Origin of the sequence: Curtobacterium sp. SL109, assembly GCF_026672405.1 — a bacterium.
Classification (GTDB): Bacteria; Actinomycetota; Actinomycetes; order Actinomycetales; family Microbacteriaceae; genus Curtobacterium.
The window spans coordinates 2,102,266-2,126,286 of the sequence record NZ_JAPPRB010000002.1 but is presented as its reverse complement, the minus strand read 5'-3'; the positions used below and the strand labels follow the sequence as shown (position 1 = coordinate 2,126,286).

The window sequence follows — 24,021 nt, the reverse complement described above, 5'->3', positions numbered from 1 at the left end:
TAGCGTTGTCCCCATGACGACGACCGACCCCATCGCCCGCTTCGACGCCGACGCCACCGCCCGCGGGCTGCACGTCGAGGTCGTCGACCGTCCCGCCGCGGACTCCCTGGCAGAGGCCGCCGAGCTCCTCGGCATCACGGCGGGCGACGTCGTGAAGACCCTCGTCGTGAAGCGCCACGACGGGGACTTCGTGCTGGCGCTCGTCCCCGGCGGTCGGAGCATCGCCTGGAAGAAGCTCCGCGCGGTCGTCGGCGTCAACAAGCTCTCGATGCCCGACGCCGCCACGGCCCTGGCCGCGTCCGGCTACGAACGCGGAACGATCACGCCGATCGGTGCGACCGGGGACCTGCCCGTCTACGCCGACGAGCGCATCCTCGGCCGCCGGGTGGCGCTCGGCGCGGGCCGCCACGGCGCGAGCGCGTTCGTCGACGCCGACGAGCTCGTCGCCGCGTACGGCGCGACCGTCGCCGACATCACCGACGAGGAACCGCAGCGCTGAGGAGCGAGCCGGACCTCAGTCCGGGACCTCGCTCCAGTCCCCCTCGGCGCCGGGCACGAAGCACACGTCGCCCTCGCAGACCGGCGCCCCACCGGGCGTGACGAGCGTCAGGAGCGCGGGACGAGCCTCCAGACCGGCCGGGAGGCCCGACCCACCGCCCACAGGCGCGCCCAGGCCCGTCATCGGGTCGCCGCCACGTCGGCGTTCGCGTCGTCCGTCGCGCGCTCGGTCGCCGAGGCGACCTCCTCCGGCGTCGTGCCGCGGAGCGCGACGACCTGCTGCAGCACCTGCTCGAACGCTGCGGGGTCCTGGGCACCCGAGACGCCGTACTTGCCGTCGATGACGAAGAACGGCACCCCGTTGATGCCGAACGCCTGCGCCTGGGCCTGGTCGGCGCGCACGGCGGCGAGCTGGGCGTCGTCGCGGAGGGTGCGGAGCACCTCGTCCCGGTCGAGCCCGACCTCGGCGCCGAGGTCAGCCAGGGAGTCGTCCTGCCCGACGTGCTCGCCGCGCTCGAAGTAGGCGGTGAAGAGCCGCTCGACCATCTCGAGCTGCTTGCCGTGCTGCTTGGCGAGGTGGATGACCTGGTGCGCCTTGACGGTGTTGGTGTGGCGGAGGGCGTCGTAGTCGTAGTGCAGGTCGACCTGTTCGGCGATGCCGGCGACCCGGTCGATCATCTCCTGGGCCTGCTGCACCGGCAGTCCCTTGTGCTGGGAGAGGAACTCGGCCTCGGTCCCCTCGAAGTCCACCGGGGTGTCGGGGCTCAGATCGAACGAGTGGTACTCGACCTCCACCGGGCCACCGAACGCGGCGACGCCGGCCTCGAACTTGCGCTTGCCGATGTAGCACCAGGGGCAGGCGATGTCGGACCAGACGTCCACCTTCACAGAGTCGCTCATGCAGAACGACAACGCGGCCGTGGTCCCGGCATTCCCGGAGTCCCGGAGTCCCGGATGCAGGACACCGGTGTTCAGCAGTCGCGCCGCGTCCTTCCGCGGCGCGACCGCGCAACACCGGTGTCGTGCGGGCCCCCGGCGACCCGCGAACGACGGGTTCTGGCCCCCGACCCGCTACGCCCCGAGCAGGCGCTCGGCGAGGTACCCCTGCAGGCGGTCGAGGCCCACGCGCTCCTGGCTCATCGTGTCGCGCTCGCGCACGGTGACGGCCTGGTCCTCGAGCGTGTCGAAGTCGACGGTGATGCAGAACGGCGTGCCGATCTCGTCGTGGCGACGGTAGCGACGACCGATCGCACCGGCGTCGTCGAAGTCCACGTTCCAGACCTTGCGCAGGTCGTCGGCCAGGCCTCGGGCGACGGGCGAGAGCTGCTCGTTGCGGGACAGCGGCAGCACGGCGGCCTTGACGGGCGCCAGGCGGGGGTCGAGGCGCAGCACGGTGCGCTTGTCCACGCCGCCCTTCGCGTTGGGGGCCTCGTCCTCGTGGTAGGCGTCGAGCAGGAAGGCCATGAGCGCACGGGTCAGGCCGAACGACGGCTCGATGACGTACGGCACGTACTTCTCGTTCGCCGCCTGGTCGAAGAAGCGGAGGTCCTTGCCGGAGGACTCGATGTGGTTGTTGAGGTCGAAGTCCGTGCGGTTCGCGACGCCCATGAGCTCGCCCCACTCGGTGCCCTGGAACCCGAAGCGGTACTCGATGTCGGCGGTGGCGTCGGAGTAGTGCGCGCGCTCGCCGTCCGGCACGTCGAAGCGGCGGAGGTTCTCCGGGTCGATGCCGAGGTCCGTGAACCACGCGACCGAGTCGGCGATCCACTGCTCGTAGTGCTCGCCCGCGGTGGCCGGCGGGACGAAGTACTCGATCTCCATCTGCTCGAACTCGCGCGTGCGGAAGATGAAGTTGCCGGGTGTGATCTCGTTGCGGAACGCCTTGCCGACCTGGCCGATGCCGAACGGGGGCTTCATGCGGCTGGTCGTGACGACCTGCGCGAAGTCGACGAAGATGCCCTGGGCGGTCTCCGGGCGGAGGAAGTTCAGCCCCTCTTCCGACTCGACCGGGCCGAGGTAGGTCTTGAGCATGCCGGAGAACTCGCGGGGCTCGGTCCACTGGCCGCGGGTGCCGCAGTTCGAGCAGGCGATCTCCGCCATGCCGCCCTCGGGTGCGCGGCCCTTCTTGGCCTCGAAGGCCTCGATGAGGTGGTCCTCGCGGAAGCGGTGGTGGCAGTGCAGGCACTCGACGAGCGGGTCGGTGAACGTGGCGACGTGCCCGGAGGCCTCCCACACCTTGCGGGGCAGGATGACGGCGGAGTCGAGCCCGACCATGTCCCCGCGTCCGCGGACGAACCGCTGCCACCACTGGCGCTTGATGTTCTCCTTCAGCTCGACGCCGAGGGGCCCGTAGTCCCACGCGGAGCGCGAACCGCCGTAGATCTCACCCGACTGGAAGACGAAGCCGCGGCCTTTCGCGAGGGCGATGACCGAGTCGAGACGGGAGGGCTGAGCCAAGGAGAACTCCATCAGTGTCGCCGAGCTGGATGCTCGGGGCGGGGAAGGGACCGGGCAAGCCTAACGGGCGAGCACCCGGGCGACGGCGTCCACGTCCGACTCGTCGTTCCAGTGGTGGAACGCGAGCCGGAGCCGCCCCGCACGGCCCGACGCGGTGATCCCCGCCGCCCGCAGCGCCGCCAGCGCGGAGCCGGACGCGTCGGGCATCGTCACGATCGCCTGCGTCTGCCGGGCCGACCCGAGGGCGTCCGTCAGCCGGTCCGCGAGACCGGTGGCGTGCCTCCAGGCCGATGGAACGTCGAGCGACGCGACGTGCCGCAGGGCGGCGACCGCCCCGGGCCAGGCCTGCCAAGCCGGGGAGACGTCGAAGCGGCGGGCGTCGTCGGCGAGCCGCATGGCCGGTCCGTAGCAGGACGCCCAGACGTCCGCGCCCGCGTACCAGCCGGCCTGGGTCGGGCGCAGCCAGCCGAGCGCGTCGTCCGAGAGGGTCATGAAGGCGACGCCGCGCGGCGCGCAGAGCCACTTGTAGGCGTGGGTGACCGTCACGTCGTAGGGCTCGGCCGACACCGGCAGCACCCCGGCCGCCTGGGTGAGGTCGCAGAGCGTCCTGGCACCCACCGCGCGGGCTGCCGTCACGACGGCCGCCGAGTCCGCGACGACGCCGGTGGCCGACTGCACGGCGGACCACGCGACGAGCGCGGTGTCGGACCGCAGGCTGGTGGCCAGGGCGTCGAGCGGGACGCTCCGGACCCGGACGCCGCGGTGTGCCTGGGCGAGGAAGGGGAAGACGATCGAGCTGAAGTCGCCGTCGGGCACGACCACCTCGGCACCGTCGGGCAGCGCCGCGGCGACCACCGCCGTCATCGTCGAGGTCTGCGAACCGGTCGCGATCCGCGCCGCGGGCACGCCGACCACCTGGCTGAAGAGCTCGCGGCCCTCCTCGACGAGGCCGCCGTAGCGGACCGGGTCCACGTGGCCGCCTCCCCAGAGGTCGAGGTCGGCCCGCATCGCGGCGAGCGTCCCGCGCGTCGGGAGCCCGGCGGTGCAGGCGGCGAGGTAGCCGTGGCCATCGACGAAGGAGTCCATGGTCGCCATCGTCGCGCCGGCACGGGCATCACACCAGGACAGCTTGCTTCGCCCTGCCATAACATCCTGTTGTGGACGACCTCGACCCGCAGCTGCTCCGGACCCTCCGTGCCGTCGCCGACGCCGGCTCCATCACCGGCGCCGCGGCGTCCCTGGGGTACAGCCAGCCCGCCGTCAGCCAGCTGCTCCAGCGTGCGGAGCAGCGACTCGGGCACGCGCTCGTGCTCCGCGGCGCCCGCGGGGTGAGCCTCACCGAGGCCGGCCAGGTCCTCGCCGACCACGCGTTGCACGTGCAGGCAGCGCTGACCGCTGCCCGCGAGGACCTCGACGCCGTCGGTGGCCTCACGCGCGGGCGGGTCCGGATCGCCGGCTTCCCGAGTGCGTCGTCCACCCTCGTGCCGGCCGTGCTCGCCTGGTTGGCCGACCGCGTGCCGGGTGTCACCACGACCTACGTCGAGGTCGAGCCGCCCGAGGCGCTCGCGATGCTGCGCCGCGGCGAGGCCGACGTCGCGCTGACCTTCACCTACGTCGGCGACGAGGTCGGTGCGGTCCCGGACCCGGGGCTGCTGACGCGGTCGATCGGGCGGGACCCGTTGGCGCTGGTCACGCCCGCGGGGGCGGGAGCAGGAGCAGGAGCGGGTGCGGGTGCGGGTGCGGGTGCGGGTGCGGGGTCGGCGGTCCGGTCTGGAGGCTCGGATCGCGATGGTCCCGTCGGTACCGCGGGCTCCGTGGCTGGTCCCGGCGTCGCTGGCGGGTCCGGTGCTGGTCCCGGCGTCGTGGACCTCGCGTCGCAGCGTGACGCGCGGTGGATCGGGGGCTGCCCGCGCTGCCGGGGGCACTTGCTCGCCTCGTGCGCGAGTGCCGGGTTCACGCCGGACATCGTGCTCGAGACCGACAACGCCGCAGCGGTCGTGGGGCTCGTCGCCGCGGGACTCGGGGTGGCGCTGCTCCCCGGCTGGCCCTCGCGACGACGGTCATCCCCGCCGGGGTGACGGTCGACCCCGTCGACGAGGACCTGGCCCGCCACGTCGAGGTCGTCGTCGCCCGCGGAGCCGAGCGCGTGCCGAGCGTCCGGGCGACGCTCGAGGCCGTGCGCGCGGCGGCAGCCCTGCTCGCCTGAGCAGCGTGGGTTCGGCGCCGCGGCGCGGCCGGTCCGCGGCGCGGGTTCGCGGTGCCGAGACTCGGCTGTGCGGACATCGTGCGGCTGCCGGAACGCGCACGATGTCCGCGGGGCCGAGACTCGGGCCCGCCTGCGCCGCGCGCGGGTCAGGCGGTGGGGACGTCCACCGCGCCGCCGAAGCGCCGATCGCGGCGGGCGTACTCCTCCACCGCGCCCCAGAGGTCCGTGCGCCGGAAGTCCGGCCAGAGCCGGTCGAGGAACACCATCTCCGCGTACGCCGACTGCCACAGCAGGAAGTTGCTGGTGCGCTGTTCGCCCGAGCTCCGCAGGAACAGGTCGACGTCGGGCATGTCCGGCACGTAGAGGCGGCGGGCGAGGGCCTTCTCGGTCACCTGGCTCGGCTTGAGCGTCCCGGCGGCGACGTCCTCGGCGATCGACCGGACCGCGTCGGCGATCTCGTTCCGGCCGCCGTAGTTCACGCACATCGTCAGGGTCAGGACGTCGTTGCCCGCCGTCATCCGCTCGGCGGTCTCGAGCTCGTCGATGACGCTCCGCCACAGGCGTGGGCGCCGGCCGGCCCACCGCACCCGCACGCCCCACTCGTTCAGCTGGTCGCGCCGACGCCGGATGACGTCGCGGTTGAAGCCCATCAAGAAGCGGACCTCCTCGGGGGAACGCTTCCAGTTCTCGGTCGAGAACGCGTACGCCGAGATGTGCTTGACGCCGATCTGGATCCCGCCGGCGACGACGTCGAGGAGCGAGGCCTCGCCAGCCTTGTGGCCCTCGATCCGCGTGAGCCCGCGGCCGTTCGCCCACCGACCGTTGCCGTCCATCACGATCGCCACGTGCTCGGGGACGAACCGCTGCGGGATCGCCGGGGGCGTCTCGCCCGTCCAGTCGACCGGACGGAAGGGCTCGGGAGCGTCGGTGCGGCGGGGGCTCATGCGGTGCTGGTTCCTTCGTGGACGTCGGGGATGGCCGGGGCCGGCGTCGCAGCGACCGCCCGTGCCGTCGCCGCCGGGCCGTCGTGCGTGACCGGCATCGGAGCGGGGTGCTCCGTGCGGTCGACGTGCGGCAGCGACTTCAGCGATCGTTCCAGGTGCCACTGGGCGTACGCGGCGACCACGCCGGACGCCCGCGACCTGGTCCGCTCGTCGGCCGCGTCCACCGAGGCCCAGTCCCCCGCGAGCAGCGACCCGAGGATGTCGAGCGTCGTGACGTCGAGCCGCGGCGACCCGGGCGGTGCAGCCCCGTCGGCCACGACCCCGCCGAGCTGGACGACGAACGCCGAGTGCGGGCCGGGCTCGCCCGTGACGGCGCAGTCCGAGAACGAGGGCGCCCACCCCGCGATGCTCATCGCCCGCAGCAGGTAGGAGTCGAGCGTGGCGGACGGCACGTGCTCGCCGCGGGACAGTGACCGGAGGGCCCCGACGAGGAGCAGGTACTGCTGCAGGCCGGCGTCCGCCTCGCTCAGACGGTCAGCGGTCTCGACCATGGCGCTGGCGGCGGTGTACGCGCTGTAGTCGGCCACGATCTGCGCGCCGTACGCGCCGAGCGACTCAGCCTGCGTGACGATGTCGAGCGAGCGGCCCTCGTAGAACTGGGCGTCGACGACCATGAACGGCTCAAGCCGGCTGCCGAACTTCGACGCCGTCCGCCGCACGCCCTTCGCGACGGCGCGGATCTTGCCGTGCTGGCGGCTGAGCATGGTGACGATGCGGTCCGCCTCGCCGAGCTTGTGGGTGCGGAGCACGACGCACTCGTCCCGGTACAGCGGCATGCCCCCAGTATCCCCCGCCGCACCGACAGCCCGGCGCAGGGGTGCTGACGCACCTGGCCGGCCGTTCCGCGCATCGCAGGTCTCCTCGAGCGTCGCAGGTCACTTCTTCCGACCCACGACGCGCGGAACCACGTGCCATTGCACCCGACACGGGTGGGAACGCACCACGGCCGGGAGGCGCGGTGCGAGTCGGACCGGCACCGCGCCTCCCGGCCGTGGTCGCGCCGCTCAGCGCCCCACTCCGCACTCCGCACTCCGCACCCCGGCCCGCCGAGATCGCACTTCGTGTCGGGTCGTGGCGCCGCGAGGCGACACGAAGTGCGATCTCACCGCGGACTTGCGGACCGCTGACCGCGGACCGCGGGATCGCGAGGTGCTACGCGGTGACGAGCTCCGGCGACGCCGCCCCGGAGGCCGCGCCCGCGCGGACCGCACGGTTGACGGCGGAGACGATCGCCTTGAGCGACGCGGTCGCGATGTCGGCGTCGATGCCGACGCCCCACAGCCGCACGCCGTCGACGTCGAGTTCGACGTACGAGGCCGCCTTGGCGTCTCCGGAGGCGCTCATGGTGTGCTCCGAGTAGTCGTACAGCGTGACGGCGACGCCCTGCTCCCGCATCACGGTGAGGAAAGCGTCGATCGGACCGGTGCCGACGGCCTCGGCGGTGACGCTGCCGTCGTCGACGCGCATCGCGACCGACAGGTTCGTCGTGCCGTCGAAGTCGCTCGAGGTCGCCGTCTTCGTGATCTCGTAGCGACCCCACTTGTCCTCGTCGACGGGCGCCGGCAGGTACTCGTCGCGGAACAGGTCCCAGATCTTGTCCGAGCTGAACTCGCCGCCCTCGGTGTCGGTGCGCTGCTGCACGACGCCGGAGAACTCGATCTGCAGCTTGCGGGGCAGGTCGATCGCGTGGTCGGTCTTGAGCAGGTAGGCGACGCCGCCCTTGCCCGACTGGGAGTTCACGCGGATGACGGCCTCGTACGACCGGCCGATGTCCTTCGGGTCGACGGGCAGGTAGGGGACGGCCCACTCGACCTCGTCGATGGACTTGCCCGCCGCTGCGGCCTTCGCCTTCATCGCGTCGAAGCCCTTGTTGATGGCGTCCTGGTGCGAGCCGCTGAAGGCCGTGTAGACGAGGTCGCCAGCCCACGGCTGGCGCTCCGGCACGGGCAGCTGGTTGCAGTACTCGACGGTGCGCTTGACCTGGTCGATGTCCGAGAAGGAGATCTCCGGGTCGATGCCCTGCGTGAACAGGTTCATGCCGAGGGCGACCAGGTCGACGTTGCCGGTGCGCTCCCCGTTGCCGAACAGGCAGCCCTCGATGCGGTCCGCGCCGGCCAGGTAGCCGAGCTCGGCGGCGGCGACGGCGGTGCCGCGGTCGTTGTGCGGGTGCAGCGAGAGGATGACGTCCTCGCGGTGCGCCAGGCGACGGGACATCCACTCGATCGAGTCGGCGTAGACGTTCGGCGTCGCCATCTCGACCGTGGCGGGCAGGTTGATGATCACCTTGCGGTCGGGCGTGGGCTCGAAGACCTCGAGCACGGCGTTGCAGATCTGCAGCGCGACCTCGAGCTCGGTGCCCGTGTACGACTCCGGCGAGTACTCGTAGTAGACCGTCGTGTCGTGCTGCAGCGACGCCTCGGCCGCCTTGCACAGCTTCGCCCCGGCGACGGCGATGTCCACCACGCCCTGGACGTCGGTGCGGAAGACGACCTCGCGCTGCACGATCGACGTCGAGTTGTAGAGGTGGACGATGGCCTGCTTCGCGCCGTCGATCGCCTCGTAGGTGCGCTGGATGAGGTGCTCGCGCGCCTGGGTCAGCACCTGGATCGTCACGTCGTCGGGGATCGCGCCCTCGTCGATCAGGCTGCGCACGAAGTCGAAGTCCGTCTGCGAGGCGCTCGGGAACCCGACCTCGATCTCCTTGTAGCCCATGCCGACCAGCAGGTCGAACATCGCGCGCTTGCGCTCGGCGTCCATCGGGTCGATGAGGGCCTGGTTGCCGTCACGCAGGTCGACGGCACACCAGCGGGGGGCCTTCTCGATGCGCTTCGTCGGCCAGGTGCGGTCCGGCAGCTCGACGGCGATCTGCTCGTGGAAGGGGACGTACTTGTGGATCGGCATCCCGGAGGGGCGCTGCGTGTTCTGCATCGTTTCGTCGCTTTCGTCGTTGCGCTGGTCATCAGCACTCGCGTGTGTGCGGCCACGACGGACTCCGCGACGAGGTGGGCCGTTGAGTCAGGCCTCGTCGCGGCAGCGAAGGAGGAGGAGCGCCGAGTACATCGGATTCACCGTAGCACCGCAGGTCACCCGTGTGACAGCGCGGTCGGCGCGGGGTTGCCCGCGGAACGAGGCGGGGCGGCACCTCACGACCGACATCGGCTCGAACCACCGAAGTCCGTGGTTCGAGCCGATGTCCGTTGTGCGACGACACCCCACGCCAGCGCCGTGCAGCGGGCGTCAGTCGACCGCGAGGGCCTCGGTCGGCGAGACCTGCATCGCCCGGCGCACTGGGGCGACGGTGGCGGCGACCGCGAGGACGAGTGCCCCGACGACCACGATGACGATCGTCAGCGGCGGCAGGACCGGCGCTCCCGGTGAGCCCATCGACCCGAGCAGCGTCTGCCCGCCGACCCAGCCGTACACCGTGCCGAGCACCAGCCCGGTGACGACGGCCGCGACCACCATCTGGACGGCCTCGGTGATGATCATCCGGCGCACCTGCGCCCCGGTGAGCCCCAGCACCCGCAGGAGCCCGAGCTCCCGACGCCGCTGCAGCACCCCGAGCGCGAGGGCGTTGACGACGCCGACCGCGGCGATGACGGCGGAGAACCCGACGATGACGCTGACCACGCCGTTGACCTGCACGAAGACGTCACGGAGCTGCTCGACCTGCTGCTTGCCGCCGCCGCCGAACTGCGCCCGGAGCTGCTCCTCCAGCAGGTGCTGCATCATCCCGAGGGCGACCGCGAACGTGACCAGCAGCGTGACGCCGATGACGAGCCCGATGGTCGCCCGCGAGGCACGACCCGGCGCCCGCAGCGCGTTCCGGCCGGCGAGGAGCACGACGGGGTCCTTCGCCCCGATCCGCCCGATCAGCGACAGGACGGGTGGCATCACGATCGTCGCACCGACGGCGACCCCGGCGAACGAGATGAAACCCCCCAGTGCTGCGGGGAACACCGCGACCGGGCTGCTGGAGCTCAGGAGGAGGCCGAGCAGCATCAGCGCAGCGCCGCCGGCCATGAGCAGGACCGCCCAGACCTTCCGCGCGAGCCCGGACCTGACGTCGTCGTGACTCGGTTCGACGACGGAGGACAGCGCCTGCAGCGGCGTGACGGTGAGCACGCGGCGCGACCCGACCGCGAAGGCACCCCAGGTGGCCAGCACAACGGCGACCACCGGGAGCACGAGCTGCCACGGCACGAGCGTGTACGACGTGTCGGGCAGGAAGCCGTTGCCGCGGAGCACCGCGACGAAGAGGGCGGACAGGCCGGTGCCGACGACGACGCCGATGAGCCCGCCGATCACCCCGACCACCAGGCCAGCGCGGGTGATGCGGGAGCGCAGGGTGGCCCCGGTGGCGCCCACGAGCCGCTGGAGCGCGATGACCCGGGTCTGTCCGGCGATGAGCGTCGCGCACGTGTTGGCGGTGACGATCGCCCCGACGTACAGGGCGATGCCGAGGAAGAGCCACCCGACGACGTCGAGTACTGACTTGACCGAGGCGAAGTCGGACAGCCCAGCTGCCCGGAGCGCCTCGGTCACGATCCCCGGAGCGATGACGAGTGCGGAGCCGAACGTGGTGCCGAGCGCGGCGACGAGGATGGTGGGCGAGAAGTCGCGGACGGTGTTCATGCGGCGGCCTCCATCCCGAGCATCGTGGTGGAGATGTCGGCGGCGCTCATCGCGGGCCGGTCGCCCACGATGCGGCCGTCGGCGAGGAACAGGATGCGGTCGGCGTTGGCGGCGGCGACCGGGTCGTGGGTCACCATGACGACGCTCTGGCCCCACTCGGCCACGGCGCCGCGAAGGATCCCGAGGACGTCGCGCCCGGTGCGGGAGTCCAGGGCCCCGGTCGGTTCGTCGGCCACCACGACGGCGGGACGGGACGCCAGTGCGCGGGCGATCGCGACGCGCTGCTGCTGGCCGCCGGACAGCTGGTGCGGACGGTGCGAGAGTCGGTTGCCGAGCCCGAGCATGTCGACGAGCCGGTCGATCCAGGCGTTCTCCTCGGCCGTCGTCCGGTGTCCGCCGAGCAGGAACGGCAGCCGGATGTTCTCGCTGACGTCGAGCGTCGGGACGAGGTTGAAGGACTGGAAGACGAAGCCGAGCCGACGACGACGGAGCTCGGTGAGGTCCTTGTCGCCGAGGCCCGTGATGTCGACCCCGTCGATCTGGATCCGGCCGGCCGACACGGTGTCGAGCCCCGCGGCGACGTGCATGAGCGTCGACTTGCCGGAACCCGACGGCCCCATCACCGCGGTGAACTCCCCCGCGCCGATGTCGACGCTGACGTCGTCGAGCGCGGTGACGCGGCGGGCCGCGTCACCGAAGTGCTTGGAGACGTGGTCGAGGCGGATGATGGGAGCGTGGCTGGTGGTCATGGTCCAACGATGACGGCCGGGAGGCCCGCCCCGCGTCCGCCGGTCGGCTCCTGTGGATGCGCCGCTCGGTGCACTTCCCGGTGGAGGACTCATCCGCTCGGATGACGCCCCGACCCAGGACGGCGGGGCCGTCAGTCCTTGGTGACGAGACCGTGCTCGTGCGCAAAGACCACCAGGCGGACCCGGTCGCGCAGGCCGAGCTTGCTGAGGACCCGGGAGATGTGGGTCTTCACGGTCGCCTCGCTCACGAACTCGTGCTGCGCGATCTCGCTGTTGCTGAACCCGCGGGCGGCGAGGTCGAAGATCTCGCGCTCGCGCGGCGTGAGGTCGTTGACGGCCGCCGGGACGTTCGCGGCACGCTCGGCGGTGTCGTCGTACCGACGGAGGAGCTCCCGTGTCGCCGACGCCGCGAAGACCGCCGTGCCCGCGTGGACGGTGCGGATCGCCGCGAGGAGGAACTCGGGGTCCGCGTCCTTGAGCACGAAGCCACTGGCACCCGCGCGGATGGCCTTCGCCGCGGCCTCGTCGAAGTCGAACGTCGTCAGCACGAGGACCTTGGCGCCGTCCGTGCCGGCGTCCTCGACGATGCGCGCGGTGGCCGTGATGCCGTCCATCACGGGCATGCGGACGTCCATGAGCACGACGTCGGGTCGCCCCTGCCGGACGAGCTCGACGCCCTCGGCGCCGTTGCCGGCCTCCCCGACGAAGCGCAGGTCCGGCTGGGAGTCGATGAGCATCCGGATGCCGGTGCGGAAGAGCGCCTGGTCGTCGACGAGGGCGACGCGGATCGGGGTGTCGGTCATGGCGCGGTGCGCTCCTGGTCGGTCGAGGTGAAGAGACCGCGGGGCATCTGCCCGGTGGCGGGGTGTGCTGGCATGCGGACGGCGACGGCGAAGTCCTGCCCGCGCGGTCCGGCGGTCATGGTGCCACCGGACAGGGTCGCACGCTCCCGCATCCCGACCAGTCCGTGGCCGGTGCCGGGTCCGGCGCGGCCGTCGTCAGAGCGACGGTTCACGACGTCGATCTCGACGGTGTCCGGGCGGTAGGTCAGGGACGCGTGCACCGGTGTCCCGCGTTCGCCGTGCTTGTAGGCGTTCGTCAGGCTCTCCTGCACGATCCGGTACACCGCGAGCTGCGTGCTCGTCGGCAGGCTGCTCGGGTCGCCGTTCCGTTCGATGTCGACCTCCAGGCCGACCTCGCGCATCTCCCCGACGAGCCGCTCGATGTCGTCGATGTCCGGGGTCGGCGTGGTGCCCTGCTCGTGCCGGAGCGCCCCGAGGAGTTCACGGACGTCGCCGAGCGCTCGACGCGCTGTGCTCGAGATCGTTCCCAGCGCCTGGTCCGCCACCGCGGGGTCGGCCTTCAGCGCGTAGCGGGCCCCGTCGGCCTGCGCGATCACCACGGCGAGGGAGTGGGCGACGATGTCGTGCATGTCGCGAGCGATGCTGACCCGCTCCTGCTCGACGGCGACGGCGCGGTCGGCACGCGCGGCGTCGCGTTCGGCGAGCAACTGGGCCTCGCGGCTCATCCGTGCGGTCTGCCGCGTGCGCGCGACAACGCCACCGAGCCACGGCAGCAGCAGCAGCGCGAGGACGACGATCAGGACCACACCGATGACCCGCCCGGACTCGATCACGGGCCCGTCCTGGGTCGGTTCGTGCAGGCGGGTGATGAAGTCCGGGATCCCGACGTACAGGGCAGCCGTCACGGACCCGACGATCGCCGAGACCAGGCCGGCGACCCGGACGCGACTGCTGCCGTACGCGCTGGTCGTGTACATGACCCCGGCGATGAAGATGTTCGACGGGTCCGGCTGCTGACCGGTCACCATCTGGTAGATCGCGGTGACCCAGGCGAGCGAGAGCGCCAGCCCCGGCGACAGACGCCGGATGGCCAACGCCGCGGTCATCCCGACGACGATGAACGCCTGGTCGCTCGTGAGCAGACCTGCCGCCCCGACGAGCCCGACGAGCACGCCGAGTGCCGCGGCGACGACGACGTCGGTGACGATCTGGCTGCGCAGCATGGGACGGAACACCCGTCCACGGTACGGCTGGCGGGGCACGTGCGCGTCCGTCCGTCGGATGACGGGCGTCAGAACCCCAGGCGCCCGAGCTGCTTCGGGTCGCGCTGCCACTCCTTGGCGACCTTCACCCGGATGTTGAGGTACACGTGGCGACCACCGAGCAGCGACTCGATCTCGGCGCGCGCGCGGATGCCGACGTCCTTCAGCCGCTCGCCCTTGTGGCCGATGACGATGGACTTCTGGCTGTCCCGCTCGACGAACAGGTTCGCGAAGATCCGCAGCGGCCCGTTGGGGTCGTCGTCCGGGTCGGGTTCGACCATGTCCTCGATCAGCACGGCAAGGGAGTGCGGGAGTTCGTCGCGGACGCCTTCGAGCGCGGCTTCGCGGATCAGCTCGGAGATGCGCTCCTCGTTCGTCTCCTCGGTGATCGCGTCCGCCCCGTAGAGCGCGGGCGACTCCGGCATCAGCCGGGTGATCTCCATCAGGAGGGCGTCGAGCTGGGTGCCCTCGGTGCCGGAGGTCGGCACGATGGCGTCCCACTCGCGGAGCGCGGAGACGGCGAGGAGCTGCTGCGCGATCTTCTCCTTGCCGGCACGGTCGACCTTCGTCACGATCGCGACCTTCTTGGCACGGGGGAAGTGGTCGAGCGTCTCGTTGATGAAGCGGTCACCCGGGCCGATCGGCTCGTTCGCCGGCACGCAGAACCCGATGACGTCGACGTCGCCGAGCGTGGACTGCACGAGGTCGTTGAGCCGCTCGCCGAGGAGCGTGCGCGGGCGGTGCACACCGGGGGTGTCGACGATGATCACCTGGCCGTCGGGACGGTGCACGATGCCGCGTATGGCCCGTCGGGTGGTCTGCGGCTTCGAGGACGTGATCGCGACCTTCTCGCCGACGAGCGCGTTCGTCAGCGTCGACTTGCCGACGTTCGGGCGTCCGACGAACGACACGAAGCCGGCTCGGTAGGTGATGGGGTGCTCGGTGGTGCCGTCGTCGGTGTCGCTCATGCGGAGTGGGTTCCCGTCGTGGTGGATGCGGTGCCGTCGAACGCCTGCTCGACGCGCTCGAGGGCGTCGGTGCGCTCGGCGAGCACGGAGATGAGGTGGCGGCGCTTGCCCTCGACCCGGTCGGCGGTCAGGACGACCCCGGAGACGGTGACGGACTCCCCCGCGGTGGCGAGGTGGCCGAGCTCCTTGGTGAGCAGGCCGCCGGCGGTGTCGACGTCGTCGTCGTCGAGGTCGATGCCGAACAGGTCGCCGAGGTCGTCGATCGGCATCCGGGCGGAGATCCGCCAGACGCCGTCGCCGAGGTCCACGCGGTCGACCACCGTGCGGTCGTACTCGTCGGAGATGTCCCCGACGAGCTCCTCGATGAGGTCCTCCATCGTCACGAGCCCCGCGACCCCGCCGTACTCGTCGACGACGAGCACCAGGTGGTTCTTCGCGGCCTGCATGTGGCGCAGGGTGTCGTCGGCGTGCTTGGACTCGGGGACGAACTCGGCGACGCGCAGCAGCGACGTCACCGGGCGGCCACCGGCGTCGGGGCTCTCGTAGAGGGCGCGGGCCAGGTCGCGAAGGTAGACGACGCCGAGGACGTCGTCGCTGTCGCGGCCCGTGACCGGCATGCGCGAGACCCCGGCGGCGAGGAACTGCTCCATCACCGCGGCGAGCGAGTCACCGGCGTCCGCGGTGACCATGTCCGTCCGCGGCACCATGACCTCGCGCACCAGGGTGTCGCTGAACTCGAAGACCGAGTGGATGAGCTCGCGGTCGTCGGCTTCGAGGACGTTGCTCTCGGTGGCCTCGTCGACGAGGGAGAGCAGCTGCTCCTCGCTCGAGACGCTCGACGTGCTGCCGTTCCGCCCCGGCGTGACCCGGTCGCCGATCACGACGAGGAGTCCGGCGAGCGGCCCGAGCACGATGCGCACGGTGTGGATGAGCCCACCGGTCAGCCCGACGAGCTGCTCCGGGTGTGCCCGTCCGACGCTGCGGGGGCTCGACCCGACCAGGACGAACGACACGGCCGTCATGATCGCGGCGGACACGATGAGTGCCAGCCACCAGGTGTCGAGCACGCTGAACAGCGCGATCGTGACGAGCACGGCCGCTGCGGTCTCCGCCAGCACCCGGAAGAAGTTCAGTGCGTTGACGTGGGCACCGACGTCGTCCGCGATGGCCTCGATCGCACGGCGGCGCTTGTGGCCCTTGGCGATCTCGTCGAGGTCCGCGCGGGACGACACGGCCAGCGCGGCGTCGGCAGATGCCAGCAGTCCGCCGAGGACCACGAGCACGAACGCCACCGCGAGCAGGGCGGCGACGAGGAGCACTGCCGTCACCGCCCTCGGCGCTGGGCGGCGAACCCGGCGAGGATCTCCCCCTGCAGCCCGAACATCTCGGCCTTCTCGTCGGGTTCCGCGTGGTCGAACCCGAGCAGGTGCAGGATGCCGTGGCAGGTCAGCAGCAGGAGCTCGTCGGTGGTGGAGTGCCCGGCGGTCGTCGCCTGGGCCTCGGCCACCTGCGGGCAGAGCACGATGTCACCGAGCAGCCCGGCCGGGGTGGGCTCGTCCTCGGTGCCCGGGCGGAGCTCGTCCATCGGGAAGCTCAGGACGTCGGTCGGACCCGGCTCGTCCATCCACCGGATGTGCAGCTGCTCCATCGCGCCCTCGTCGACGAGCACGACGGCGAGTTCCGCGTCGGCGTGCACGTGCATGGCGTCGAGCGCGAACGCGGCGAGGCGCTGGATGGCGTCGTCGTCGACCGCGACGCCGGACTCGTTGTTGAGCTCGATGCTCACCGGGCGCCTCCTCTGGCGTCGTTCTTCGTGCTGGACTGGCGGCGCTCCGCCTGCTCGACGAGCCGCTGCTCGTCGTACACGGTGTAGGCGTCGACGATCCGGCCGACGAGGGTGTGGCGGACCACGTCCTCGCTGCCGAGACGGGCGAAGTGGATGTCCTCGACCTCGGACAGGATCTGCGTGACCAGCCGCAGGCCGGAGACGTTGCCGGGCAGGTCGACCTGGGTGATGTCGCCCGTGATGACCATCCGCGACCCGAACCCGAGGCGGGTGAGGAACATCTTCATCTGCTCGGGCGTGGTGTTCTGGGCCTCGTCGAGCACCACGAACGAGTCGTTGAGCGTGCGCCCGCGCATGTACGCCAGCGGTGCGACCTCGACGGTGCCGGCGGCCAGGAGCTTCGGGACCAGCTCAGGGTCCATCATCTCGTTGAGCGCGTCGTACAGCGGCCGGAGGTACGGGTCGATCTTGTCCGTCAGCGTGCCGGGCAGGAACCCCAGCCGCTCGCCGGCCTCCACCGCGGGACGGGTCAGGATGATGCGGGTGACCTCGCGCCGCTGCAGGGCCTGGACGGCCTTGGCCATGGCGAGGTACGTCTTGCCGGTGCCGGCGGGGCCGATGCCGAACGTGATCGTGTGCTCGTCGATGGCGTCGACGTACCGGCGCTGCCCGTCCGTCTTCGGACGCACGGACTTGCCGCGGCTCGCCACGATCGGTGTGCCGTAGACGTCGGCGGGGCTGCGGGCCTCGTCGATGATGCGCGCCGACGTGGGGATGTCCGACTGGCCGATGTCCTGGCCGCGCTTGACCATGTCCACGAGCTCGTCGACCAGTGCGCGGGCACGGGCGACGTCGCGCTCCGGACCGGTCAGGGTGACCTGGTTGCCGCGGACGAGCACGCGGACACCGGGGTACTGGCGTTCGACGGTCTTCAGCAGCCGGTCCTGTGGGCCGAGGAGCTGGACCATCGCGATCCCGTCGACGGCGAGTTCCGAGACGGCTTCGGTCTCGGTGGGTGCGGTGTCGTCAGCTGGCAAGGGTGCCTTCCTGCAGGTCGCCTGCGAGTACGTGTGCGTGCACGTGGAACACGGTCTGTCCGACGGTCTCGCCGGTGTTGAAGACGAGCCGGTACTGCCCGCCCGAGCGCTCGTCGGCGATGCGCTGGGCGGTCGCGACCACGTGCGCCAGGAGGTCCGGGTCACCGGCCGCGAGTTCGGTGACGTTCTGGTACTGCTCGGTCTTCGGGACCACGAGGACGTGGACCGGGGCCTTCGGGGCGATGTCCTCGAACGCGATGACGCGGTCGTCCTCGGCCACGATGGTCGCCGGGACGTCGCGCGTGACGATCTTCGAGAAGATGCTGCTCATGGCCCCATCGTAGGACGCCCGACCGACGCCGCGCCCTCCGGGTGCGACCGCGCTGCGCGAGGCGGTCACCAGCGGCCGAGGCGGGCCTGCAGGACCGCCAGTGCCGCGGGCCCGGCGGTGGAGGTCCGCAGGACGGTGTCCCCGAGCCGGACCCGCACCGCACCGGCGGCTTCGAGACGCTCCAGCTCGGAGCCGTCGATGCCGCCTTCCGGTCCGACGACCAGGGCGATCTCGGTGGCATCGGCCGGGGGCTCCCACGTGGCGAGCCGCTCGGTCGCGGTGGGGTCGAGCAGGACGAGCACGACGCCGTCCGAGGACGCCGCCGCGAGCTGCGCGGTCGTCATCGGCAGGTCCACCGAGGGCACGCGCGACCGGATCGCCTGCTTGGCGGCCTCCTGCGCGATCGCAGCCCACCGGGCACGGCCCTTCTCGACCTTGGCGCCGTCCCAGCGGGAGACGCTGCGCGCCGCCGACCAGGGCACGACGCGGTCGACGCCGATCTCGGTCGCGGCCTGCACCGCCATCTCGTCGCGTCCGCCCTTCGCGAGCGCCTGCACGAGGGTCAGCGACGGGGACGGCGGTTCCTCGACCACCACGGACGCGACGGTCAGCACGAGGGCGTCACGACCGACGGACTCGACCGGTCCGAGCACGACGGTGCCGCGGCCGTCACCGAGGCGGAGCGTCTCCCCGACTCGCACCCGCGACACCGTGACCGCGTGGCGGCCCTCGGCGCCGTCGAGCGCGACGGAGTCCCCGACGGTCACGCCGTCGAGGGACTCCACCAGGTAGAGCGACGCCATCAGAAGTTGAAGAAGCGGTCGCGCAGCTTGCCGAACATGCCCTGCTGGAACCGGGCGAGTTGCGGTGCCGCGGACTTGTGCGACTTCGCGAGCTGCTCGACGAGCTGGCGCTCCTTGTGCGAGAGCTTCGTCGGGGTCACGACCTGCACGCCGACCCGGAGGTCACCGCGCCCGCTGCCACGCAGCTTCGTGATGCCGCGGTCCTTGATCACCAGGACGTCGGCGCTCTGCACGCCCGGTCGGACCTCGAGCTCCACGGGACCGTCGAGGCCGTCGATCGTCGTCGTGGTGCCGAGGATCGCGTCGGTCATCTGGACCTCGAGCGTGGCGAGCAGGTCGTCGCCGTCGCGGCTGAAGACGTCGTGGTGGTGCACCCGGACCTCGAGGAACAGGTCACCGGAGGGTCCACCCGCCGGGCCGACCTCGCCCTGCCCGGGCATCTGGAGGCGCAGACCGGAGTCGACCCCGGCGGGGATGTCGACCGGGATGGTGCGACGAGCGCGGACGCGACCCTGGCCCTGGCACGTCGGGCAGGGGTTCGGGATGACGGTCCCGTGGCCGCGGCAGGTGCCGCACGGCGCGCTCGTCACGACGTTGCCGAGGAGCGACCGGACCTGGCGTTGGATCGAGCCGGACCCGCCGCAGATGTCACAGGTGCGCGGGCTGGTGCCCGGTGCGCAGCAGGAGCCGCCGCACGTCTCGCAGAGCACCGCGGTGTCGACCTCGACGTCCTTGTGCGTGCCGAAGACGACCTCGTCGAGGTCGACGTCGATGCGCAGCAGGGCGTCCTGTCCGCGCTCGGCCCGGCTGCGGGGACCGCCGCCACGGCCACCACCGGCGCCGCCGCCGAAGAAGGCGTCGAAGATGTCGCTGAAGCCCGCCGCACCACCGCCGCCGAAGGGGCTGTCGGCGGGGCCGGCGTCGTAGCGGCGCCGCTGCTCGGGGTCGCTCAGCACGTCGTACGCGTGCGTGACGTCCTTGAAGCGTTCGGCGGCGTCGGGGCTCGGGTTCACGTCCGGGTGGAGTTCCCGCGCGAGTCGGCGGTACGCCTTCTTGATGTCGGTGTCGGCCGCGTCGTGCGGGACACCGAGGACGTCGTAGTGGTCTGCCACGTATCCCTCAGTTGTGTTCGTCGGTGGATCGGATGATGGGGGTCGTCAATTCTCGCCGAGGAGCCTGGAGAGGTACCGGGCGACTGCCCGCACCGCTGCCATGTTCGAGCCGTAGTCCATGCGCGTCGGTCCGAGGACGCCCAGCCGGGCGACCTCGCCGCCGGCTGCGACGTACCCGCCGGCCACGATGCTCGTGGCGTCGAGACCGTACTCCGCGTTCTCGACGCCGATGCGCGCGGTCACGGAGACGTCGTCGAGCTGCATCTCCCCGAACAACCGGAGCAGGGTCACCTGTTCCTCGATGGCTTCGAGCACGGGGAAGAGCCCGCCGGAGAAGTCCTGCTCGCTCTTGGCGAGGTTGGCGGCGCCGGCCATCAGCAGGCGGTCCTGCCGGTTGGCGGCGACCTGCTCGATGAGCGTCGCGACGACCACGCCCGCCAGGGTCTGCGAGTCCGGGCGGATCTGTGCGGGGATCGCCCGCAGCGCGGTGGGGACGTCCTGCAGCGGGAGCCCGACGGTCGCGCCGTTGAGCACCGAGCGGAGTTCGACCAGGGCGGACTCGTCGAGCCGGACGTCGGTCTCCACGACGCGCTGCTCGACCCGGGCGGTGTCGGTGATGAGCACGACCATCAGGCGGGTGTCGCCGAGCCGGACGAGTTCGACGTGCTGGACCCGGGCGCGCACCATCGACGGGTACTGCACCAGGGCGACCTGGTTCGTCAGCTGGCTGAGCAGCCGGACGGTGCGGCTGAGGACGTCGTCGAGGTCGTTGGACGCCCCGAGGAAGGTCTCGATGGCGTGCCGCTGCGCACTCGAGAGCGGCCGTGCGGCGGCGAGGTGGTCGACGAAGACGCGGTAGCCCTTGTCCGTCGGCACCCGGCCGGACGAGGTGTGCGGGGCGATGATGAGCTGCTCGTCCTCGAGCAGGGCCATGTCGTTGCGGATCGTCGCGGCGCTGACCCCGAAGGCGTGCCGGTCGACGATGGACTTCGACCCGACGGGCTCGCGCGACGAGACGTAGTCACGCACGATGGCCTTGAGGACCTCGAGGGAACGTTCACTGACCACCGGGACCCCTTCCACGCGTGCTGGCACTCGGACATGTCGAGTGCTGATCCTACGCCTGCACACCGACACGCTCGGACTTCTCCGGGGGCCGGTCGCTACGCTGCCGCCATGAGCTACGGACACGAGCAGGACGGCGCCAGAGGCCCCGGTCAGCCCCGCCCCGGCGACTACGCCCACCAGCCCCACCCGCAGGGCTACGGGCAGCAGCACGACGGCCCGCAGTACCAGCCACCGCAGCCGCTGACGCCCGAGGACCAGCGCCTCTGGGCGACGCTCACCCACGTGGGCGGGATCTTCCTGAGCTTCGTGGGGCCGCTCGTGGCCTACCTGGTGCTGCGGGACCGCGGCGGCTTCGTCCGCGAGCACACCCGCCAGGCGCTGAACTTCCACATCACGGCCGCGATCGCCAGCTTCGTCGCCGGCCTGCTGACGCTGCTGCTCATCGGCTTCGTGCTGCTGCCGATCATCAGCGTCCTCGTGGTCGTCTTCGCGATCATGGCCGCCGTGGCCGCCAACCAGGGGCGCTTCTACCGCTACCCGCTGACGATCGAGTTCGTGAAGGCCTAGTCGAGCAGTTCGCGGACCACCGCGTCCGCGAGCAGCCGGCCCTGCAGCGTCAGGTCGAGGCGACCCGGCGCCCCGGGGCGGCCCAGGGCACTGCGGCCGTCCACCAGACCGCGCGCGATGAGCCCGGCGACCCGGCCACGGGCCTCCTGGCGGAGTTCCTGGGTGGTGAGTTCCCCACGGACGCGCGCGGCGAGCAGCACGCGCTCGACGTAGCGGGTCTCGTCGTCGAGCGTCTCGCGACCAGCGGCCGGGGACACGTCCTGGAGCACGCGGCCCGCGTACGCGGCCGGGTGCTTGACGTTCCACCAGCGGGTGCCGGCGACGCTCGAGTGCGCGCCGGGGCCGACGCCCCACCAGTCGTGGCCCTTCCAGTAGGACAGGTTGTGCCGGCTGACGTGCTCGTCGCCGCGGGCCCAGTTCGAGACCTCGTACCAGGAGTAGCCGGCGTCGCCGAGCACCTGGTCCGCGAGCTCGTACATGTCGGCGGCGAGGTCGTCGTCCGGGGCGGGCAGCTCACCGCGGGAGACCGCGCGGCCCATCGCGGTGCCGTCCTCGACGATCAACGAGTACGCGGAGACGTGGTCAGGCTCGCACGCGAGCGCGGCGTCGAGCGAGGTGCGCCAGTCGTCGAGGGACTCCCCCGGCGTCGAGTAGATGAGGTCGAGCGAGACGTCGAGGCCGAGCTGCTTCGCGAGGTCGACGACGACCGGCACGCGCTCGGAGTCGTGGGTGCGGTCGAGGGTGGCGAGCACGTGCGGCACCGCCGACTGCATGCCGAAGCTCATCCGGTTGAAGCCACCGGCGCGGAGGGTCTCGAGCGAGGCCGCGTCGACGGAGTCCGGGTTGGCCTCGGTCGTGACCTCGGCCCCCGGCAGGATGCCCCACGTGTCGTCGATCGCGCGGAGGATCATCGCGAGGTCGCTCGCCGGCAGCATCGTCGGGGTGCCACCACCGAAGAACACGGTCGACACCGGCCGACGGGGCACGCCCGAGCGGTCGAGGACCGACGCGGCCCACTCGATCTCGCGCACCGCATGGCCGGCGTAGTCGTCACGGCGGACGCCCCGCAGCTCGGACGCCGTGTACGTGTTGAAGTCGCAGTAGCCGCAGCGCACCCGGCAGAAGGGCACGTGCACGTAGACACCGAAGGGGACGTCACCCGCACCGGCCGCCGGGGTGAGCAGGCCGTCCGCGGGAGCCGGGTCAGCGATCGGGAGAGCACTCGGCATGGACTCCATTCTCCGCCATGATGGAGCCATGGAGCACCACTCGGTCCCGACCACGGTGCTGTGGGACATCGACGGCACCCTCGTCCGGAACGCCACCTCCCCCGGCAACCTGTACCACCTGGCGCTCGAGCGCGCGACGGGCCGTGACCTCCCCCTGCTCGTCGGTCACCAGCACGGGCGCACCGACGCCGGCATCATCGCCGAGCACGTCCGCGCCCACGACCTCGCCGTCGACGTGATCCCGACCGTGACCGCGCACCTCCGCGACCTGTCCGAGGAACGGCACCGCGCCGGCGAGCACCGCACGGCCGCTCCCGGAGCCCTCGCCCTGGTGACCCGCTTCGCGGCGCTCGGCTGGCGGAACGGGCTGCTCACCGGCAACTCCGCGTACCGCGCCCGCGTCAAGCTCGCCGGCGCCGGGTTCGACGTGGACGCCTTCGACTGGGACCACTCGTACTTCGGGGACGAGGAGGTCGAGCGTGCCGGGGTCACCGCCCTCGCCGCGGAGGCCCTCGCCGGCACCCGCGCGGTCATCGTCGGCGACACCCCACGGGACGGCGAAGCGGCCGACGCCGTGGGCATCCCGTTCCTGGCCGTGGCGACCGGCGTCTACGACGTCGAGGCACTCCGGCACACGAACGCGGTGGCGATCGCGCGGGACTGCGTCGTCGATGCGGCCCTCATCGAGGACGCCATCGCCGCGCTGCCCCCGCTGCGACACGAGTAGCGGGCGTCCACCCGGGCGGTCAGTCCCCGCGCAGCGCCGCCAGGTACTTCTCGGCCATCACCCGCTGCTGCCGGCGGAGCAGCGGCGCGACGAAGCGCCACTTCGCGCTGGCGGGCTGCGAGAACTGGCGGACCTGCAGCCACACGGAGCCGTCCGCGGTGCGCTCCACCACGAAGGACTCCTCACCCGAGAGCGGGTGGCCTTCGAGCGTGCCGTACGCGAAGCCCTTGCGGTCGGGCTCGTCGATGATCGACACGACGCGCACAGGCGCCTGCACCGACCGACCGAACGCGTGCATCGTCAGCACGGCGGTGGTGCCGGCGGTCACGAGCGGGGTGCCGTCCGGTGCGAAGTGCTCGACCCGCGGCGTCCCGATGGAGGCCGGCGCGATGGGCACCCCCTGCTCGTCGAACGTGACGGGGTTGTAGCGGACGTCGTCGTCGTCGGGCGCGTCGTCCACCCGGACGCCCATCCCGCTGCGCTCCTGGATCTGCCACGTCAGCGCCTGGGTCACCGCCGTGTCGAACCGCTGGTCACCGTGCCCGATGCGGGCCCGGGACTCCGCCGGGGTGAAGCCCTCCGGCGGGTAGGTCATGAGGTCCGGCGCCTGTGTCGCACCGACCGCTCCGTAGGTCAGGGCGGTCAGGTACCCTCCGCGGCTGCTCATCCCGCCATCGTACTGGGCCTGACCGACGGGCCGGACCGCTCGGGGTCACCGGTGGAGACCCGCGTCCGGTTCCGGACAGGCACCCCGAACGGGAGGCTGCAAGTCGTTGCGT

The 24,021-nt window shown here is 71.8% G+C and carries 25 protein-coding genes; 5 read left to right on the top strand and 20 right to left on the bottom strand.

Annotation, left to right across the window (positions count from 1 at the left end; genetic code table 11):
- The first annotated feature begins 13 nt into the window (after nt 1-13).
- Complete coding sequence (locus OVA28_RS11520; RefSeq protein WP_268097039.1) at nt 14-499, top strand: aminoacyl-tRNA deacylase; 486 nt, start codon at nt 14-16, stop codon at nt 497-499.
- A 179-nt stretch (nt 500-678) separates the two neighbouring features.
- Here the strand turns inward: OVA28_RS11520 and OVA28_RS11515 are convergent, their stop codons facing one another.
- From OVA28_RS11515 to OVA28_RS11505, 3 genes are all read right to left on the bottom strand, one after another.
- Complete coding sequence (locus tag OVA28_RS11515; RefSeq protein WP_268097038.1) at nt 679-1,398, bottom strand: DsbA family oxidoreductase; 720 nt, start codon at nt 1,396-1,398, stop codon at nt 679-681.
- A 171-nt stretch (nt 1,399-1,569) separates the two neighbouring features.
- Nucleotides 1,570-2,955, bottom strand: coding sequence for a glycine--tRNA ligase (locus OVA28_RS11510; protein ID WP_228505216.1), 1,386 nt, complete (start codon nt 2,953-2,955; stop codon nt 1,570-1,572).
- Nucleotides 2,956-3,015: 60 nt separating this feature from the next.
- On the bottom strand, nt 3,016-4,041 hold the full coding sequence (locus tag OVA28_RS11505; protein WP_268097037.1) for an aminotransferase class V-fold PLP-dependent enzyme: 1,026 nt from the start codon (nt 4,039-4,041) through the stop codon (nt 3,016-3,018).
- A gap of 71 nt (nt 4,042-4,112) precedes the next feature.
- Here OVA28_RS11505 and OVA28_RS11500 point away from each other — a divergent pair, with 71 nt between their 5' ends.
- A complete protein-coding gene (locus tag OVA28_RS11500) occupies nt 4,113-5,033 on the top strand; it encodes a LysR family transcriptional regulator (protein WP_268097036.1) in 921 nt (306 codons plus the stop codon).
- A complete protein-coding gene (locus tag OVA28_RS11495; RefSeq protein ID WP_268097035.1) occupies nt 5,030-5,161 on the top strand; it encodes a hypothetical protein in 132 nt (43 codons plus the stop codon). The genes OVA28_RS11500 and OVA28_RS11495 overlap by 4 nt, the downstream gene beginning before the upstream one ends.
- A 146-nt stretch (nt 5,162-5,307) precedes the next feature.
- Here OVA28_RS11495 and OVA28_RS11490 read toward each other — a convergent pair whose 3' ends face one another.
- The 15 genes from OVA28_RS11490 to hrcA all read right to left on the bottom strand — a co-directional run bounded on the left by OVA28_RS11490 (nt 5,308) and on the right by hrcA (nt 20,719).
- Complete coding sequence (locus tag OVA28_RS11490; protein WP_194661171.1) at nt 5,308-6,105, bottom strand: isoprenyl transferase; 798 nt, start codon at nt 6,103-6,105, stop codon at nt 5,308-5,310.
- Complete coding sequence (gene recO, locus OVA28_RS11485) at nt 6,102-6,941, bottom strand: DNA repair protein RecO (protein ID WP_194661172.1); 840 nt, start codon at nt 6,939-6,941, stop codon at nt 6,102-6,104. Before recO ends, OVA28_RS11490 begins: the two co-directional genes overlap by 4 nt.
- Before the next feature lie 376 nt (nt 6,942-7,317).
- Nucleotides 7,318-9,093 carry a 2-isopropylmalate synthase gene (leuA, locus tag OVA28_RS11480; protein WP_268097034.1) on the bottom strand — a complete coding sequence of 592 codons (1,776 nt, stop codon included), beginning with the start codon at nt 9,091-9,093 and terminating at the stop codon, nt 7,318-7,320.
- Between the two features lie 309 nt (nt 9,094-9,402).
- Complete coding sequence (locus OVA28_RS11475; RefSeq protein ID WP_268097033.1) at nt 9,403-10,800, bottom strand: ABC transporter permease; 1,398 nt, start codon at nt 10,798-10,800, stop codon at nt 9,403-9,405.
- Nucleotides 10,797-11,549, bottom strand: coding sequence for an ABC transporter ATP-binding protein (locus OVA28_RS11470; RefSeq protein WP_268097032.1), 753 nt, complete (start codon nt 11,547-11,549; stop codon nt 10,797-10,799). The genes OVA28_RS11475 and OVA28_RS11470 overlap by 4 nt, the downstream gene beginning before the upstream one ends.
- Before the next feature lie 131 nt (nt 11,550-11,680).
- Complete coding sequence (locus OVA28_RS11465) at nt 11,681-12,352, bottom strand: response regulator (RefSeq protein ID WP_194661176.1); 672 nt, start codon at nt 12,350-12,352, stop codon at nt 11,681-11,683.
- Nucleotides 12,349-13,587, bottom strand: a complete 1,239-nt coding sequence (locus OVA28_RS11460; protein ID WP_268097031.1) for a sensor histidine kinase — start codon at nt 13,585-13,587, stop codon at nt 12,349-12,351. The genes OVA28_RS11465 and OVA28_RS11460 overlap by 4 nt, the downstream gene beginning before the upstream one ends.
- A gap of 56 nt (nt 13,588-13,643) precedes the next feature.
- Nucleotides 13,644-14,582: a GTPase Era gene (gene era / locus OVA28_RS11455; RefSeq protein ID WP_194661177.1), complete on the bottom strand. Its 939-nt coding sequence runs from the start codon at nt 14,580-14,582 to the stop codon at nt 13,644-13,646.
- Nucleotides 14,579-15,901: a hemolysin family protein gene (locus OVA28_RS11450; RefSeq protein ID WP_194661419.1), complete on the bottom strand. Its 1,323-nt coding sequence runs from the start codon at nt 15,899-15,901 to the stop codon at nt 14,579-14,581. The genes era and OVA28_RS11450 overlap by 4 nt, the downstream gene beginning before the upstream one ends.
- Before the next feature lie 5 nt (nt 15,902-15,906).
- Nucleotides 15,907-16,368, bottom strand: coding sequence for an rRNA maturation RNase YbeY (ybeY, locus tag OVA28_RS11445; RefSeq protein WP_194661178.1), 462 nt, complete (start codon nt 16,366-16,368; stop codon nt 15,907-15,909).
- Nucleotides 16,365-17,336 (bottom strand): PhoH family protein, encoded by a 972-nt coding sequence (locus OVA28_RS11440; RefSeq protein ID WP_194661420.1) that lies wholly within the window; start codon nt 17,334-17,336, stop codon nt 16,365-16,367. The genes ybeY and OVA28_RS11440 overlap by 4 nt, the downstream gene beginning before the upstream one ends.
- Nucleotides 17,337-17,394: 58 nt before the next feature.
- On the bottom strand, nt 17,395-17,736 hold the full coding sequence (locus tag OVA28_RS11435; RefSeq protein WP_268097030.1) for a histidine triad nucleotide-binding protein: 342 nt from the start codon (nt 17,734-17,736) through the stop codon (nt 17,395-17,397).
- Between the two features lie 65 nt (nt 17,737-17,801).
- Nucleotides 17,802-18,539 carry a 16S rRNA (uracil(1498)-N(3))-methyltransferase gene (locus tag OVA28_RS11430; RefSeq protein WP_268097029.1) on the bottom strand — a complete coding sequence of 246 codons (738 nt, stop codon included), beginning with the start codon at nt 18,537-18,539 and terminating at the stop codon, nt 17,802-17,804.
- On the bottom strand, nt 18,539-19,651 hold the full coding sequence (gene dnaJ / locus OVA28_RS11425) for a molecular chaperone DnaJ (protein ID WP_268097028.1): 1,113 nt from the start codon (nt 19,649-19,651) through the stop codon (nt 18,539-18,541). Before dnaJ ends, OVA28_RS11430 begins: the two co-directional genes overlap by 1 nt.
- A 45-nt stretch (nt 19,652-19,696) precedes the next feature.
- Nucleotides 19,697-20,719 (bottom strand): heat-inducible transcriptional repressor HrcA, encoded by a 1,023-nt coding sequence (gene hrcA, locus OVA28_RS11420; RefSeq protein ID WP_194661182.1) that lies wholly within the window; start codon nt 20,717-20,719, stop codon nt 19,697-19,699.
- Nucleotides 20,720-20,827: 108 nt separating this feature from the next.
- Between hrcA and OVA28_RS11415 the strand changes: the two genes are divergently transcribed.
- Nucleotides 20,828-21,286, top strand: coding sequence for a DUF4870 domain-containing protein (locus OVA28_RS11415; protein WP_268097027.1), 459 nt, complete (start codon nt 20,828-20,830; stop codon nt 21,284-21,286).
- Here the strand turns inward: OVA28_RS11415 and hemW are convergent.
- The gene (gene hemW, locus OVA28_RS11410) at nt 21,283-22,515 is read right to left on the bottom strand and encodes a radical SAM family heme chaperone HemW (RefSeq protein ID WP_268097026.1); all 1,233 of its coding nucleotides are present in this window, start codon (nt 22,513-22,515) and stop codon (nt 21,283-21,285) included. The genes OVA28_RS11415 and hemW overlap by 4 nt on opposite strands.
- Nucleotides 22,516-22,543: 28 nt before the next feature.
- Here hemW and OVA28_RS11405 point away from each other — a divergent pair, with 28 nt between their 5' ends.
- Nucleotides 22,544-23,242 carry an HAD family hydrolase gene (locus OVA28_RS11405; RefSeq protein WP_268097025.1) on the top strand — a complete coding sequence of 233 codons (699 nt, stop codon included), beginning with the start codon at nt 22,544-22,546 and terminating at the stop codon, nt 23,240-23,242.
- Nucleotides 23,243-23,261: 19 nt separating this feature from the next.
- On the opposite strand, the gene OVA28_RS11400 is transcribed toward OVA28_RS11405, so the two are convergent.
- Nucleotides 23,262-23,909: a DUF1990 family protein gene (locus OVA28_RS11400; RefSeq protein ID WP_071276033.1), complete on the bottom strand. Its 648-nt coding sequence runs from the start codon at nt 23,907-23,909 to the stop codon at nt 23,262-23,264.
- Nucleotides 23,910-24,021: the final 112 nt, after the last annotated feature.

Coding starts and splice junctions, on each gene's coding strand:
- OVA28_RS11490 (WP_194661171.1), bottom strand. CDS start 6,105: ATGAGCCCCCGCCGCACCGACGCTCCCGAGCCCTTCCGTCCGGTCGAC.
- OVA28_RS11505 (WP_268097037.1), bottom strand. CDS start 4,041: ATGGACTCCTTCGTCGATGGCCACGGCTACCTCGCCGCCTGCACCGCC.
- recO (WP_194661172.1), bottom strand. CDS start 6,941: ATGCCGCTGTACCGGGACGAGTGCGTCGTGCTCCGCACCCACAAGCTC.
- OVA28_RS11520 (WP_268097039.1), top strand. CDS start 14: ATGACGACGACCGACCCCATCGCCCGCTTCGACGCCGACGCCACCGCC.
- OVA28_RS11405 (WP_268097025.1), top strand. CDS start 22,544: ATGGAGCACCACTCGGTCCCGACCACGGTGCTGTGGGACATCGACGGC.
- era (WP_194661177.1), bottom strand. CDS start 14,582: ATGAGCGACACCGACGACGGCACCACCGAGCACCCCATCACCTACCGA.
- OVA28_RS11465 (WP_194661176.1), bottom strand. CDS start 12,352: ATGACCGACACCCCGATCCGCGTCGCCCTCGTCGACGACCAGGCGCTC.
- OVA28_RS11470 (WP_268097032.1), bottom strand. CDS start 11,549: ATGACCACCAGCCACGCTCCCATCATCCGCCTCGACCACGTCTCCAAG.
- OVA28_RS11435 (WP_268097030.1), bottom strand. CDS start 17,736: ATGAGCAGCATCTTCTCGAAGATCGTCACGCGCGACGTCCCGGCGACC.
- hemW (WP_268097026.1), bottom strand. CDS start 22,515: ATGCCGAGTGCTCTCCCGATCGCTGACCCGGCTCCCGCGGACGGCCTG.
- leuA (WP_268097034.1), bottom strand. CDS start 9,093: ATGCAGAACACGCAGCGCCCCTCCGGGATGCCGATCCACAAGTACGTC.
- OVA28_RS11400 (WP_071276033.1), bottom strand. CDS start 23,909: ATGAGCAGCCGCGGAGGGTACCTGACCGCCCTGACCTACGGAGCGGTC.
- OVA28_RS11415 (WP_268097027.1), top strand. CDS start 20,828: ATGAGCTACGGACACGAGCAGGACGGCGCCAGAGGCCCCGGTCAGCCC.
- OVA28_RS11475 (WP_268097033.1), bottom strand. CDS start 10,800: ATGAACACCGTCCGCGACTTCTCGCCCACCATCCTCGTCGCCGCGCTC.
- OVA28_RS11515 (WP_268097038.1), bottom strand. CDS start 1,398: ATGAGCGACTCTGTGAAGGTGGACGTCTGGTCCGACATCGCCTGCCCC.
- OVA28_RS11430 (WP_268097029.1), bottom strand. CDS start 18,539: ATGGCGTCGCTCTACCTGGTGGAGTCCCTCGACGGCGTGACCGTCGGG.
- OVA28_RS11440 (WP_194661420.1), bottom strand. CDS start 17,336: ATGGTCCAGCTCCTCGGCCCACAGGACCGGCTGCTGAAGACCGTCGAA.